The following is a 13,760-nucleotide window of genomic DNA, read 5'->3' on the forward strand; positions in this document are numbered from 1 at the left end:
GCAGGACTTCACGAGGGCACTCCCGGCCTATTGGCGATGCGCGAGGTTGGGCATGGCCTGCTCCCTGGGGATCACGGCGCCGCCGCGACGCCGCGAAGCTCCGATGCCGGCGACCGATGCCACCCCTACGCCGACACGGTTTCCGGCCAGGCGGCGGAAGGAGTCCCAGCGGCTGCCCGGCTCGCGGCGCATGCCGTCGATGACACCGCGGCTGAACTCGTAGCTGGAGCGCCTGGCGCCGCCGAGACCCCAGCGCAGCATGCCGCTGACCACGCTATAGGTGCTGAGCGCGACGCCACTGGCCAATCCAGCGGCGATCGGCATCACCTGTCGCATTACCAGGAAGACGAGCGCTGAGGCTATGCAGACGCGTACGCTCTCGGCGATGGTGATGCTGGCGCCGGCAGCCGCAGCGTTGGCCGCATAGGCCTTGACGATATTGAGGAGGAGCGATGCGGTCAGCATGGTGAGCACGCTGATCAAAGCGTAGTTCGCAAGCTGCGCCGTCCATGCCTCGAAAAAGCGCCTGGTTGCCTCGAAGAAGAGCAGGACGATGAAGATCGGACCGAGCGCCAGCAGGATGGCGATGGCGACCTTGGAAAGGCCGAGCAGGAAGGCGGTCACCACCACCGACAAGCTCACGAGGATGTAGACAAGGAATCCGGCGGCATAAAACGCGAAATCGCTGTCCAGGATACTGCCCTTCTTGAGCAGCTGTTCGGCGACGGAGGCGCCGTCCAGCCAGACTTGGTCGATTACGCCGACGACCGTAGAGGCTCCCACGATGGACCTGGCGAGCTGCTCAGGTGCCTTGTAGAAGGTGTCGGTGATGATCTCGTTGTAAGTCCAGAGCCGGAGACCTACCCCGAGAATGACTGCGACCGTGAGGATGCGCTTTACGCCTTCCCAGATCGGCTCCTGGATTCGGCCTGTCATGCTGAGGTAGCCCCAGATCATGACGTAGACGGTTGCGAGTGTGACTGCGGCCGGCTCGATCGCAGAGGCGACCTGAGAGGTGTGGGAGCTGACGTAGTTGGCCAGTTGCCCATCGAGCCATGAAAAGAATTGAGCGAAGAAGCCCATGATTGCCTCTATTTCGCAGGACCTTGAGGAATCTGCACGGGCTTCAGGTTGCGAGTGCTTCCAATGCCATCGAGCTTCTTTTGCGTCAGATCCTCAGGTGGAGCCCTCTGCGGCTCAACGGACGCGGCAGGCGCTGCCGGTGCCACTTGCGCTGGCTCTTCCAACGTCCGCTGCTGGACAACGTAGTAGGCCCCGCCGCCGGTTGCGGCTGCGATGACGATCACGAGAAGAATCCACGAGGTTTTCGACATGGCGTTCCGCTTCGTTTCGCGTGAGTGCGTTAGTAGTTGATCGCCGGAAGTGACTTCACCGTGCCGATGTCGGACGCTGATTGTTCTCGGATGCGCTGTCTGCGCATGAGTTCTTCCGCTTGGGCTACCTGATACAGGCTCTGCAGCTTGGTCTGTTCGTTCGTGAGCATGTTCTGCTCGGCCTGTATGCGGGCCTGGAGTTCCTGAATGGCCTTGGGATCGTTCGTGCGGCCGATGGTATTGATCAGCTGCTGCAACGCCGAGAATCGCTGGCTGGTGTTCTGGTAGGCGCTCTGGGTCAATCCGCTCAGCATGGCCGAGGACTGTCGACCCTTTTCCACGATCTGCCGGAGGTCGGGGCTCAGCGCATCCATCTGCATGCTGGAGAGGACGCGGTTGGCGCTCATGATCGACTGCACCTGGCTCGAGAGCCCTGAGTAGCTCGACGAGGAGCCGTTCAGCATGCCCATCAGCTCGTTGTAGTTCGACGGCAGGTAGTTGCGCGACAGGTCCGGGGTCGGTAGTAGCTGCTCCATCCCGCGCGTGCCAGTCATCGCGCCGTAGGTCTGCTGCAGCTGCTCCTTCGAGGCCTGCAATTGGTCGAACTGCTTTTGCATCGCTGAGATCTGCTGCTGCCAGTACATGATCTGCTGGATCAGGTTGGCGACCGCGGCAAAGTCGATCACCGGAATTCCGGCGCGAGCGTGCAGGGGCGTCAACAGCGCCGACGCGGCGAGGAACAACGCAAGAAGGTGCCTACGCATGGGAGATCTCCTGGTTTGAAGGCAGACGCAGCGAGTGGGTCGACAGGGCGGCACGGAAGGGCCCGAGCCACTGATCCGGGTGCGGCCCGTGCCGGTCCATGCATTCGCGCATGAGCCGCACGTTGCTGGTTCGGCCCGAGATCACGTGCAGCAAGTCGTCGAAGCCCTTGAGGTCCAGTTGCGCCACCACGCTCACGTGGTTCTGCTTGATCAGGAACTGGCGCGAACCGGGCTCGAGTTCCTGCTTGATGAGCGCGAACTCCCGGTCGGTGAGGTTGAAACCCTCGGTGTACTCGCGGTAGTCCGCTTCCGGGTTCGGAAAAAGAATCTTGGTCGGCGTCTGCTCGATGATGGCTCGGGCGATGCTGGAATCCAGCACGTGACTGGTGCTCTGGGTGAAGGTGGCCAGGTTCGCGTTCTTCTTGCGCCAGGTCTCCAGCCCGTTCCTGGCGAAGCGCGCGAAGGCCGGATCACTCAGCAGCCTGGCGAACTCGTCCATCCAGCACACCAGCGGCCGGCCGTCCACCATGCGGTTTACCAGATGGAAGAGGTACATAGTCAGCGGCGCCCGGACCACGTCGTTGTCCAGGAAGTCGGTCACGTCGAAGCCAACCAGGCTGTGCCGGGCCAGCAGCGGTGCCACCGCGTCCTCGTCGTTGTCGAACACCCAGGCGTAATCGCCCCGCTCCGAGGCGCACCACTTGCGCAGGCGCGCATGCATTCCCTCAGGGTCCGTGACGTCCAGGAAGGCGATCAGGCGGGACAGGCACCGGAAGGCCGCGTCGAGTCCCAGCGTGCCGCGCAGGGCCTGGTCCAGGTCTTCCTCCTGCTGCACGCTCAGGGCGTCGGTGGGCGTACGCATCACCAGCCGGCGCAGCCAATGGCGCATGAACTCGATGTTGTCCGGGATGCCTGGGTCCAGCTGCAGCGGATTGCAGCCGGTGGGCGCGCCATTTTTCAGGGGCAGATACTGCCCGCCCAAGGCACGAACGAGGATGTGCAGGCCCTCGTCCTTGTCGAAGATGACCTGGGTGGCATCCAGCCGGTTGCAGATCGCGGTCATGCAAAACCCCAGAAGGGTGGTCTTGCCGGTGCCGACTGGGCCGACGCCATTGACATGACCCACGTCCCGGCGGCTGCCGCCGTCCGAGCTCCGCGGATCGCTCGCGTGCAGCGAGAAGAAGTAGGGCGAGCCGGACCGCGTCTGGAGCATGGTGAGCGCGTCGCCCCAGTAGTTGCCCTTGGCGCGCCCGGTCGGAAAGTTGTGGAAGGGCGACATGGCCGCGAAGTTGCGGCTGGTGATTGGCGCCTTGCGGGTGCGGTAGCCGAAGTTGCCGGGCAGCTGGGCCCAGAAGGCGGCTTCCAGCGCCAGGTCCTCGCGCGCCACCACCATCCCGGTGTCGCCCAGCAGGTAGCGGGCCCGGGCCACGTTGTCGTTGAGCTGCTTCAGGCGCGGCCTGCCCTCGGCTTCGCTCACCCCGTCGTAGGTGTCGGCCAGGACGTGCAGCGTGAAGTGGTGGTCGCCCACGACGAAGCGATTGCTCATCAGGTCGTCCAGCGCGTCCTTGAGCTCGTCGGCCTGCGACACGGCCAGGTCGCCTGCGGCGGCCATCCGGTTGTGCTGGCGACTCATCATGTCGGTGGCCGTGCCCTTGGCCAGGAAGGTGAAGCTCTGGGTCAGCACGAAGGGGAACGGCGCCGTCAGCAGGGCGCCGAACATCCCCGGGGCCGTGGGTGTGGGGTACTCCTTGATGCCGAGGAAGGCGCCGATCCGCGTCTGCGTGCCGGTGCGGTACTCCATGGCCTCGTGGCCGAAGAAGGGCCGGGTTGTGGCCAGGACCTCGTTCAGGGGCGAGCGCGGCAGGGGCATGCGCTGCCACTCGCCGTTGATCAGGAGGCCATGGAACTCCGCCAGCGCGGAGAAGAGCACATCGACGCCCTCAATTCGGTAGGTGCCCAGCGCCTCGGGGTCGTAGCGCTCGAGCGAGGCCAGCAACTCCTGGCGCAGCTTGGTGCAGGCGTCCAGCGAATCGCGCAGTTCGGCGCGGGCGCCCTCGGGATTGGCGCGCTTGAGGAGCCGCAGCGCCGCATGGCCGATGCGGGTGGGCTGCGGCCGGTAGACCACGGACAGGTACAGCTCGTTGACCATCAGCCGCTCGCCGGCCATCTTCTGGCGGTAGCGCTGCTCGACTTCGTGGGCGAAGCCCGGGACGGTGCGCGCGACCGGGTAGCCGGTTTCGCGCCTGCGCACGACATGGGTCCAGACGGCCAGGTTGGGTGAGGCAATGTTGCGCAGCAGGACGTTCAGGCGCTCGTGCCAGCTGTTGATGTCCTCGTCATCCGCGCTCTCGAAACTCGCGCCGGCCAGGCGCAGCGTCTGGACATAGTCGCCCGTACGGGTGCGGGCCACGTGCTCGTCCATGTGGGCGACCAGCGGGATCATGGCCGCGGCGCTCACTTCCCGGCGCAATGTGGCCTCGGCGCGAGAGAGCAACTGCATCGCCTTGCCTCAAAGTACTATGGCCGCGGCGGCCTCAGCGCTCGCGCGCCGCCGCCCCGAGACATCCGGCATGTCAATGGCCAGCGGGCTGTACGAGTTGGCCCGCCAGAAGCGCAGGTTGCCGCTGAGCAGCGCCGGCAGGCGCGTGCGGCCCCACATCTGCACCAGGTCGAAGAACCTCGGCTCGTACAGGCACACCAAGTAGAGCACGCCGTGGATCGGCACGAAGGCCAGCAGCCACGCGAGGTTCTTGGTCACGATGAAGGACTCGGTCGTGACCACGATGTTGAACATCATGGCCGAGTAGGTGACGCCCCAGACCGTGGACTGGCGCGTCATCCCGACGAAGAGCGTGTCCACCACGATGCCCTGGTTGCGGTGCACGGTGCGCTCCTTCAGACGCCGAAGAGACCCCGGATCCAGGAGACGATCTGCGGACCGCCGAAGACCAGCACGGTGCCGATCACCACGGCCACCATCCACCACCAGCTCAGGCGCCCGAACCAGGCCATGGCGCCGGAGACCATCACGGCAACGGCGGCGATCGGCGTCAAGATCGAGGTGAGCTGCTGCTGGGTGGCGTTGGCGCCGGTGGCAAAGGGGCTGCCGGCCAGGGCCCACTCCGGCGCCAGCATGCCCAGAGCGACCAGGCAGACAAGCCTGAGGTGGCCCGCCCAGCCGCGGATGCCGGCCGCGCCGCGGGGATCTACGCCAGCAGCTCGAGGCGCACCAGCGTATTGCCGATGCCCAAGGTCTTGAGATGCAGCCGGAGCGTATCCAGGCTGCGGAAGGTGCGCGGCTGGCCGGAGGAGCCGGCCAGGATGCTGCGCCCAAAGTGCCAGACCACCACCAGGTGCATCTGGTAGCGGGCGGGCTCCACTTCCGCAATGACGATCTCGATGAGGGAGCCCTTGTGCAGCAGTTCGACCAGCTCGAGCTGGGTCACGGTGCCCGCAGGCAAGGCGCGGCTGGGTGACGCAGACGCTGCAGCGGTCCGGGAGGTGGGGGCGGCCTTGGTCGGCGTCTTCGCCGTCGCCTTGGGCTTGGGCCGTACCGCAGAGGTCATGGGCAAGCGTGAAGGGGTGAGGTGATGCGATATTGTGAACGAAAGTACAAGCTTTCACGGCGTGGTGCATGGCGCTCCTCCATTCAGCGGGCGGAAACAGTTCGAGGGGTCGCCCCGGAGGGCGGAGCCAGCGAAATCGGTGCGGCGAGTTCGGCGCCGCGACCCTTGCCATAGACGTCCCACCACGGAGGGGCGGCCGATGCCTTCGGCGAGGGTGATCGCGTGGCGGACGGCTTGCCTGCAGCCCAGGCCGTGGCTTGCGCAGTTGTTGGAGTGCCCGTGCGCATGGCGCTTGCCAACTCGCGCTTGAGACCAGCGATGTCGACGAGCGTGCGGGCGTGCTCCTCCTCGGCCTCGGTGTCTCCGGAGGAATCCGAGGCCGCCAGACGCTCGGCCTTGCGGCGAGCCAGGGTCTCGAGCAATGTCTCGGACTTCCTGAGTTCCTGGCGCAGGATCTCCACGCGTTCGCTGTCGCGCGACGCCTGTTCGGCGAGAGGGATGACGTGCGCAGCGGTTGAGGGCTCCGCCAGCGATGCGCACGCGCAGGCGAGCCATCCCAGCATCGTGACGTGTCGCAACGATGCGCGGAGCCATCCCGGTACGCCCGATGCTCGCGGATGACCACTCTCGACTGGCATGGGCGCACTGTCTGCCGGCCAATCAGCCTTGTCAACAAATCAGCGCTGCGTAATTCCTATAGTTGTCTATAGAAACCATAGACAATCAAAAATATGCGGGTTACGCTAACTGCGTGATTTCTCTGGGGAGTTGCCACGAGGCCGCGGAACGTCAGTAGCCGGGAGGCTCGCAACCCACATTGGAATTCGGGAATGAGCTTTACGTCTTGTAGCGCTATGGGTGCCGGAGTTCATGGACGCCCCGGCAAGGCACATGGTCGGCGTGCGACGCAGCGAGGTGCGGTGATGGGACATGTTGTGGTCTTTGGTAATCAAAAGGGCGGCGTCGGCAAGTCCACGCTGTCGGTGCTTTATTCGCTCTGGCTTTCCGACGTGCATCGCCAGTCGGTGTGCGTGATCGACCTGGACACGCAGGGCAATGCGTCCAAGACGCTGCGCGGCTTCGATGCCGGCACGTTGACCGTGGATCTGTTCGCTGGCGGGGCGCCGGCAATGGCGCCGATGCGCGCGACGGCCGCGCAGCGCCCCATCGTGCTGATCTCCGCCTCGAAGAAGCTTGCGAACGTCGAGCTGGCGAAGCCTGAGGCGGTCGTGCCAGCATTCCGCAGGAGCGTCGCACAACTGGTGCAGCATTTCGACACGGTGGTGATCGACACCCCGCCGGCGCTGGGCCTGCGCATGAGCGCGGCGTTGATAGCGGCCACGCGCGTGGTGTGCCCCATCGAGCTGGAGGAGTACAGCATCGACGGCGTCACCGACATGCTCAAGACCATCTTCGGCGTGCGCCAGCGCTACAACCCGACGTTGGAGTTGGCCGGCATTATCTTGAACCGCTTCAACGCGCATTCCGTGCGCCAGAAGGCGGCGATCCAGCAGCTGGCTTCGCGCTATCCGGATTTCGTGGTGCCGGCGCGCATTTCGACCCGATCTGCGATTCCCGAGGCGTTGACCGAAGGCAAGGCGGTGTGGGAGCTGGCCAGGAGTTCGGCGCGCGAGGCCAGCGCGGAGCTCAAGCAGGCCTTCATGCTGCTGCAGTCGCGCATCGAGTCGCCGCAGCAGGTCGTTTCGCGGGAGGTTGCCATATGAGTGATCGCAATGCCCTGGACTTGAGTGCGCTGGCGCAGTTCCGGCCCTCGGACCTGCTCGCGGCGGGAAAGGGCGTGTCGGCGCCGGCAGCGGCGGTGCACGTCGACCTGGACCTGATCGACTTCGATCCGGCGCAGCCACGGCGCAGCTTCCGCGAGGAGAGCATTGAAGAGCTGAGCGCGTCGATCCGGTTGCACGGCGTGCTGGAGCCCGTGTCGGTGCGGTCGAACGCAAGCGCGCAGGGCCGCTACATCGTCAATCGCGGGGAGCGGCGGATCCGCGCGGCGCGGCGCGCAGGCTTGAAGACGGTGCCGGTCTTCATCGACGAGCGGATCGATCCGTTCGCGCAGGCGGCCGAGAACCTGCATCGTGAAGACATGTCGGCCCTCGACCTGGCGCAGTTCATCGCCGCGCGCGAGCGCGAAGGTATCACCCGCGCGGAGATCGCGCGCCGGCTGGCCAAACCACGTTCGTTCATCACCGAAGCGGCGGCTTTGATGGGTGCCTCGGAGGATTTGCGCCAGGCCGTGCGGGAGGGCCGGGTCGGCGAGGACGTGCGCACGCTCTATCGGCTGGTCTCGGCAGGCCGCGAGGCGCCGGAAGTCGTTCGGGTCGTCGTGCAGGGGCCGGATGTGGTGAGCCGGGCAAATGTGGATGCCCTGCTCGCGCGGGCACAGGGCGCCGAGGCGTGGCAAGGCAAGTCGGTGCGCAGCGCGCAGACGGTGAGTGGTGGGCGCACCGTGCTGGTCGTGGAACATGAAGGGCGCCGGGGATCGCTTCGGATCAAGGCGCGCGATGGCGATGTCGGCGAGGTCCGGTTCGGGGATGGCTCGCGCCGCGCCGTGCCGCTGGCCGCGCTGAGGCTCGTATGCTGGGCCACGGAGGAAACCACATGACGGATCTGCAGACTGGGCGAGCGGCAAAGCCGCAAGGCCGCCCCGGGGTTGTGGGCAGCCCTGCCGGCTGGGCGGGCAGAGCCCTGGGGTGGGCCGTCCTTGCGGCCTGGCAGGTGCTCCGATGCGCGATCTGCGCGATCCTGGTGCTGGGTGAACCCGTGATCCGGGCCGTGCTGGTGCCGTTGGCGTTCCTGGGCTTCCTGGTGACGATGATCTTCGGGTTCCTGATCGGCGATCCGCGTTTCCCGCGCTGGGGCATTCTGGCGTTTTCGGTCGGTGCGCTGGTGCTCTACTGGTGTTACCTGGGGCTCATGAACTTCTTCATGTCGCTGCCTGTCAATGACTGCGAGCGTTGACGAGGCCGAACTGCAGCGAATCGCCAGGCAGCGGCGATTCGATCCGCGCACGCTGGAGATCGCGCGGCGGCTGTTCATCGAAGGCGATCGGCCCAAGCTGCTGGCAGCCGAGTACGGCCTCATCCTTCAGCGCATCTATGCGATCCGCAAGGCGGTGCTGGACCTGGCGCTGCCGGCGGGCGAAGCCGAAGTGACGTTGCGGGGGCCGGTGGAGGCCGTCGAGGCAGCGCAGCGGGCCTTCGAACGGTACATGGAGCAGATGCAGGCTGAGGGTTCCGTTCATCGCCGCTGAAGCGACCGATCCTTCGCCTCACTCCAAACTGCCTTCGCTGGCCATCAAGCTGCCGCGCCCAGTGATTTCTCGCCCAGCCGTCCCCACGAGGTCCTGAGGCGCGGCCTCGGCGACCTCGCGATCAGACTGGCCGAGTTCAGAGCTTGTAGCCGTTCTGCCCGCTGAGTTCGACCTCCACTGAGGGTGCGTCCTCTCCCTTTTCCCTGTAGATCCTCGACGCGCTGAACAACGATGTCCTGGCCATGATCGCGGGGAGTAGGTGGGCTTCTGGTAATCGGGTAAGTGAGCCGCGGCCGCGCGAACGTGGTCTTACTTCCACCGCTGGCGCGATCATCAGAAAGATGACCGCGGTATGCTCTTTCCTAGATCGGCGCGGCTTTTGCTGCGCGTGCGGGCCGGCGGCCCGGGAAAGGGCCCTTGGCAGAACCACTCGATGCTTCACAGGCGCAGCGTGAACGGCTGGCGTTCTTGGAGTTGCGCGCGTTCTTCACGGGCGAACTGAGGCGCTCCGACATCGAGGCACGCTTTGGAATCAAGCCTGCGGCCTCGTCGCGCGACCTTGCGCTGTATCGCCAGATCGCCCCGGAAAACTTGGAATACGATGCTGTGGGCCGGTGCTACCGGCCCTCGCCGTCTTTCGGCCCGGTTTTCGAGTTCAACCCTGACCGAGTGCTGGCTTGGCTGCTGCAAGGTTTCGGCGATGGGCTGGACTTGGGCTTGAAGCACGCCGCGCCGTGCGAAGGCCCGGGGCAGCTCACGCGGCCTGACCTGCACGTGCTCGGTTCGATCACCCGCAGCATGTGCGCCAGGCGCGCGGCGCGGATTAGCTACCTGTCGCTATCTTCGGGCTCGAAGCGCCGCGAGATCGTGCCGGTGGCGCTGGCCGACAACGGGCTGCGTTGGCACGTGCGGGCGTTCGAACGCGAGCGCTCGCGGTTCAGCGACTTCGTGCTGACGCGGATCTCCAAGGTCCAGGAGATCGAGGGGGAGGCCAAGGAGCGTGAGCTCCTTGGCGCCGATGAGCAGTGGGCGCGGATGGTCGAGATGGAGCTCGCGCCGCATCCCGGGATCGAGTACCCGAAGGCTATCGAAGCCGACTACGGTATGCATGACGGGGTGCTGCGCATCAAGGCGCGCGCGGCCCTGGCTGGCTACGTTCTGCGTCGATGGAACGTGGACGCGAGCCCGGACCACCGGCTTGACCCGTCGACCCATCACCTGTGGCTTCGAAACACGCCGACGCTCTATGGAGTCGAGAGCGCGGCTTTGGCGCCCGGCGTTTCCGCTCGCTCGCGCGACGAGGCGGTCGCATGACGCGCGAGGCGATCTTCATCAGCCATGCCACGCCCGAAGACAACGACTTCGTCCGTTGGCTCGGATCCAAGTTGGAGCTGGCTGGCTACAAGGTCTGGCACGACCTCGCGCGCCTGAAAGGCGGCGACTACTTCTGGGACAAAATCGAAGCGGCCATCCGCAACGATTCGTTCCGCTTCATCGCCGTCGTGTCCAAGATGGCCGTCGGCAAGCAGGGCGTCAAAGACGAGTGGGCGGTGGCCGGTACCATCGAGCGCAGCGTGCCGGGCTTCATCATTCCGGTTCGCATCGATGGCATCCCGTTCAGCGATGTGCCGATCTCGCTCCACCGCAAGAACCTGATCGACTTTGCGTCGGGATGGCACAAGGGCCTCGCGGCCCTGGTCGACACGCTGGAAGAGGCCCAAGCGCCCAAGGTGTCGAGCCCTGATCCTGCGCTGGCCCGCCATTGGTTGCCTGAGCTCAAAGAAGGCGCCATTGTTCGGACCGATGCGAAAGAGACGATCGATTCGACTTGGCTTCGCATCCTCTCGCTTCCTCCGGCGATCGAGACTGCGCGCATCCTCGGCAAGGATCGCGAGATCAAGGAGACCGAGGAGAATCGCAAGCTGCCCTGGTTCGAGCACGAGGGCCGCATCGTCGGATTCGCCAAGGGCTCGGACCTGGTGTCGCTGATGGCCAAGTCTGTGATGCTCAAAGCGGCGAACGCCGCGGATACGGCCACCTTTATCAAGGAGGGCTCGACACTCGGCGAGAAGGAAGTGCCCTGGTGGGAGGCCCGCAAGCGCGTCGGCAATCTCGTCCGCCAGGCTTGGGAGCTGGCGATGGAAGCCAAGGGCTTCGCCAGCGTTTACCAGGCCAGCGGCCGGAGGGTCTTCTACGCCACGCCGGAGCTCACGGGCGGGCGCGGCAAATTCGTCTCGTATGAGGACTTCGACGGGACGAAGCGCCGCAAGGCGCTCACCGGCAAGAGCGAGAAGCGCGAAGCCTGCTGGGCCTACGGCATTGGCATGGTGACATCCTTCGACGAGCCTTGGCGCGTGGAGCTCCGCCATGCCGTCATCTTCACTGACGACGATGGCAAGCCGCTCGAAGACGCATTGAAGGCCCATAGGCTGCGCCGCGGCTTTTGCAAGAGCTGGTGGAACGAGCAGTGGCGCACGCTCATGCGCGCTTTCTTGTGGCTGGCCTCGGAGGGCAAGCCGGAATTGCTCTTGCCGGTCGGTTCCGGCCGCAGCATCTCACTTTGCGCGACTCCGATCCAATTCGAGGCGCCTTGCGGCCTGTCCGACGTGGCGCGCGTTGTGGATGAAGACCCGGTCGACGAGATCGACGAAGAAGAAGCCGCCCAGGAGGAAGAGGGTGAAGAGGAGGGCGCGCAGTGAGCTTGACTCCTCGCCTCATCGAGATCGCCGAACCAGAGCTGCAATTTGCATTTGGCCAGGCGATGGCGCATCCGAAGGATGGCCTCTCGCTCTACGGCCCGCTGCGCGGGCTGCTGACGGGCGGCCGGCTTCGCATCGGCGTGGTGGCCACCGCGCGCGGCCGCAGGCTCTATGGCAAGTTTTCCGAGCGGGTCGGCAAGCCGATCGCCCCGGCCAAGCCCGACGACCCGAATCACACGCTGTTCCCAGGTTTCCAAGCGATCTTCGGGGTTGAATGGCCTTTGGAGCCGGCTGCTTTCATCGAGATCGACCCGGCGCACCTTGACGCCGCGATCAGCATCCCCGATCGGCACCAGGCGATCCACAGGGCCGTTTCGCTCTATTCGGACGCCATCGCGGACCATCTGCGCGATGACGCCGAGGCGCACATCGATCTGTGGATGGCGATCGTGCCGGAGGATGTCCATAAGCACTGCCGCCCGCAATCGAAGTCCAAGAAGGGCGGCCCGGAGCAGACGGCGCCAGTCGCCCTCATGGACAAGAAGCAGGCGACTCGGCTTCTGACCAATGAGCCTGGCCTATTCGCCGAAGACGCCAAGTCCGCGGAGATCTACCTCTACGAACTCGACTTCCACAACCAGCTCAAGGCCCGCTTGTTGGAGCACAAGGCCGCGGTCCAGGTTGTGCGCGAGACGACCTTGGCGCCCGAGGAGTTCCCCAACAAGCTCGGCAAGCCGCTTCGTCCCTTGCAGGACTCTGCGACGCTCGCGTGGAACCTGGCGACGACGTGCTACTTCAAGGCGGGCGGCAAACCGTGGCAACTCGCCCATGTGCGACCCGGCGTTTGCTACGTCGGCGTCGTGTTCAAGCAGGATGCGTCGAACCCCGAGCCGGGCATGGTCTGCTGCGGCGCGCAGATGTTCTTGGAGTCGGGCGATGGCGTCGTCTTCAAGGGCACGCCAGGCCGGTTCAAGTCGGAGAAGGAAGACGAGTTCCATCTGCCCCGGGACAAAGCCAAGGCGTTGATGTCGCTGGTGGTGGAGGCCTATCGCAAGGGCCATGGCGGCGAAGCGCCCAAGGAGCTATTCATCCATGGCAAGACCCGCTTCTCATACGAGGAGTGGGAGGGCTTCCGCGAAACGGTGCCGCCGGAGACCAACGTGGTCTGCGTGCGCATCCGCGAGGACTCCGGCGTCAAGCTTTACCGTCATGGCCCGAGCGCGATCGCCCGTGGCTTGGCGTGGGTGAAGTCCGAGACTCGGGGTTACCTTTGGACCAAGGGCTATGTCACGCGGCTTCAAACCTATGCTGGCCGCGAAGTGCCAAGTCCCTTGACCATCGAAATCGCTCGGGGGAACGCGGACATCGAGCAGGTCATGGCCGACGTGCTGGGACTGACCAAGCTCAACTACAACGCCTGCATCTACGGCGACGGGGTTCCCGTGACGCTGCGCTTCGCCGACACCGTGGGCGAGATATTGACCGCAGCCCCACGCAGGGGAGACCTGCCACCGCTGCCATTCCGCTACTACATTTGATTGGCCAAGCCGAGAAATAAGAAAAGAAAGGCCGACATGACTGCATTGCTGCTTTGGGAGGAGTTCTGGGGAGGTCATCCCCGGGACTGGCGCGAATGAACGTGGCAAAGATCGAATCCTCGCTCAAAGAACTGGCCGACAAGCCGTTCAACCCGTCGGAGTTCCCTTTCGAGTTCCTGGCGGCTTACGACGTCCCCAAGGCCACGGTCACAAAGCTTCGCCGAGCATCCCAACCGACCTGCTCGGCGAGTTGGGCCAATTCCACGGAAGAAGAAGCTGCTGTATCGCACGGCGGCCGTCGGCTAGGCTGGAACTGCATCGAGGGCATGGCCCAGCAGTTCGAGGGTAAAAAGGACGCGCCGCGGATCCTGCTTTGCCAATGGCCAGGAGTTGCTCGCCCGGGACACCAAGATGGGTGCCGCGCTCGATGGCGCGAAGCCTGTACCAACCGCGGCACCGGGGAACAGAACGGGGAACAATTGAAAATCGAATCGAGCGAAACGCAGGATTCATGAGGGCTGCAGCCGATTTTTGGATCGGTTTCACACGACCAACGACAGTACTGAAAAGGCCGGTCAGCATTTGCTGACC

Annotated in this window: 16 protein-coding genes; 8 read left to right on the forward strand and 8 right to left on the reverse strand. The window is 65.1% G+C overall.

Features of this window, described 5'->3' with window-relative positions; translation table 11 throughout:
* Nucleotides 1–27: 27 nt before the first annotated feature.
* The 8 genes from AC1DNF_RS00855 to AC1DNF_RS00890 form a co-directional block, all read right to left on the reverse strand.
* On the reverse strand, nucleotides 28–1,083 hold the full coding sequence (locus AC1DNF_RS00855) for a TrbL/VirB6 family protein (RefSeq protein ID WP_478146626.1): 1,056 nt from the start codon (nucleotides 1,081–1,083) through the stop codon (nucleotides 28–30).
* Nucleotides 1,084–1,091: 8 nt separating this feature from the next.
* On the reverse strand, nucleotides 1,092–1,334 hold the full coding sequence (locus tag AC1DNF_RS00860) for a hypothetical protein (RefSeq protein ID WP_478146627.1): 243 nt from the start codon (nucleotides 1,332–1,334) through the stop codon (nucleotides 1,092–1,094).
* Nucleotides 1,335–1,363: 29 nt separating this feature from the next.
* The gene (gene virB5, locus AC1DNF_RS00865) at nucleotides 1,364–2,098 is read right to left on the reverse strand and encodes a P-type DNA transfer protein VirB5 (protein WP_478146628.1); all 735 of its coding nucleotides are present in this window, start codon (nucleotides 2,096–2,098) and stop codon (nucleotides 1,364–1,366) included.
* Nucleotides 2,091–4,598 (reverse strand): VirB4 family type IV secretion/conjugal transfer ATPase, encoded by a 2,508-nt coding sequence (locus AC1DNF_RS00870; protein ID WP_478146629.1) that lies wholly within the window; start codon nucleotides 4,596–4,598, stop codon nucleotides 2,091–2,093. Before AC1DNF_RS00870 ends, virB5 begins: the two co-directional genes overlap by 8 nt.
* Nucleotides 4,599–4,607: 9 nt before the next feature.
* Nucleotides 4,608–4,982: a VirB3 family type IV secretion system protein gene (locus AC1DNF_RS00875; RefSeq protein WP_478146630.1), complete on the reverse strand. Its 375-nt coding sequence runs from the start codon at nucleotides 4,980–4,982 to the stop codon at nucleotides 4,608–4,610.
* An 11-nt stretch (nucleotides 4,983–4,993) separates the two neighbouring features.
* The gene (locus tag AC1DNF_RS00880) at nucleotides 4,994–5,284 is read right to left on the reverse strand and encodes a TrbC/VirB2 family protein (protein ID WP_478146780.1); all 291 of its coding nucleotides are present in this window, start codon (nucleotides 5,282–5,284) and stop codon (nucleotides 4,994–4,996) included.
* A gap of 20 nt (nucleotides 5,285–5,304) precedes the next feature.
* Complete coding sequence (locus AC1DNF_RS00885) at nucleotides 5,305–5,664, reverse strand: hypothetical protein (protein WP_478146782.1); 360 nt, start codon at nucleotides 5,662–5,664, stop codon at nucleotides 5,305–5,307.
* Nucleotides 5,665–5,747: 83 nt separating this feature from the next.
* A complete protein-coding gene (locus AC1DNF_RS00890) occupies nucleotides 5,748–6,227 on the reverse strand; it encodes a hypothetical protein (protein ID WP_478146631.1) in 480 nt (159 codons plus the stop codon).
* A gap of 360 nt (nucleotides 6,228–6,587) precedes the next feature.
* Between AC1DNF_RS00890 and AC1DNF_RS00895 the strand changes: the two genes are divergently transcribed.
* The 8 genes from AC1DNF_RS00895 (at nucleotide 6,588) to AC1DNF_RS00930 (ending at nucleotide 13,684) form a co-directional block, all read left to right on the forward strand.
* Nucleotides 6,588–7,388 (forward strand): ParA family protein, encoded by an 801-nt coding sequence (locus AC1DNF_RS00895; RefSeq protein ID WP_478146632.1) that lies wholly within the window; start codon nucleotides 6,588–6,590, stop codon nucleotides 7,386–7,388.
* A complete protein-coding gene (locus tag AC1DNF_RS00900; protein ID WP_478146633.1) occupies nucleotides 7,385–8,284 on the forward strand; it encodes a ParB/RepB/Spo0J family partition protein in 900 nt (299 codons plus the stop codon). The genes AC1DNF_RS00895 and AC1DNF_RS00900 overlap by 4 nt, the downstream gene beginning before the upstream one ends.
* Nucleotides 8,281–8,640, forward strand: coding sequence for a hypothetical protein (locus tag AC1DNF_RS00905; protein WP_478146634.1), 360 nt, complete (start codon nucleotides 8,281–8,283; stop codon nucleotides 8,638–8,640). The genes AC1DNF_RS00900 and AC1DNF_RS00905 overlap by 4 nt, the downstream gene beginning before the upstream one ends.
* On the forward strand, nucleotides 8,624–8,932 hold the full coding sequence (locus AC1DNF_RS00910; protein ID WP_478146635.1) for a hypothetical protein: 309 nt from the start codon (nucleotides 8,624–8,626) through the stop codon (nucleotides 8,930–8,932). Before AC1DNF_RS00905 ends, AC1DNF_RS00910 begins: the two co-directional genes overlap by 17 nt.
* Before the next feature lie 417 nt (nucleotides 8,933–9,349).
* Nucleotides 9,350–10,246, forward strand: coding sequence for a BrxR family transcriptional regulator (locus tag AC1DNF_RS00915; RefSeq protein ID WP_478146636.1), 897 nt, complete (start codon nucleotides 9,350–9,352; stop codon nucleotides 10,244–10,246).
* Nucleotides 10,243–11,631: a toll/interleukin-1 receptor domain-containing protein gene (locus tag AC1DNF_RS00920; RefSeq protein ID WP_478146637.1), complete on the forward strand. Its 1,389-nt coding sequence runs from the start codon at nucleotides 10,243–10,245 to the stop codon at nucleotides 11,629–11,631. Before AC1DNF_RS00915 ends, AC1DNF_RS00920 begins: the two co-directional genes overlap by 4 nt.
* 140 nt (nucleotides 11,632–11,771) lie before the next feature.
* A complete protein-coding gene (locus AC1DNF_RS00925) occupies nucleotides 11,772–13,169 on the forward strand; it encodes an argonaute/piwi family protein (protein WP_478146638.1) in 1,398 nt (465 codons plus the stop codon).
* Between the two features lie 95 nt (nucleotides 13,170–13,264).
* Complete coding sequence (locus tag AC1DNF_RS00930) at nucleotides 13,265–13,684, forward strand: hypothetical protein (RefSeq protein ID WP_478146639.1); 420 nt, start codon at nucleotides 13,265–13,267, stop codon at nucleotides 13,682–13,684.
* The last annotated feature ends 76 nt before the right edge of the window (nucleotides 13,685–13,760 follow it).

Source organism: Variovorax sp. 01T432, assembly GCF_056398605.1.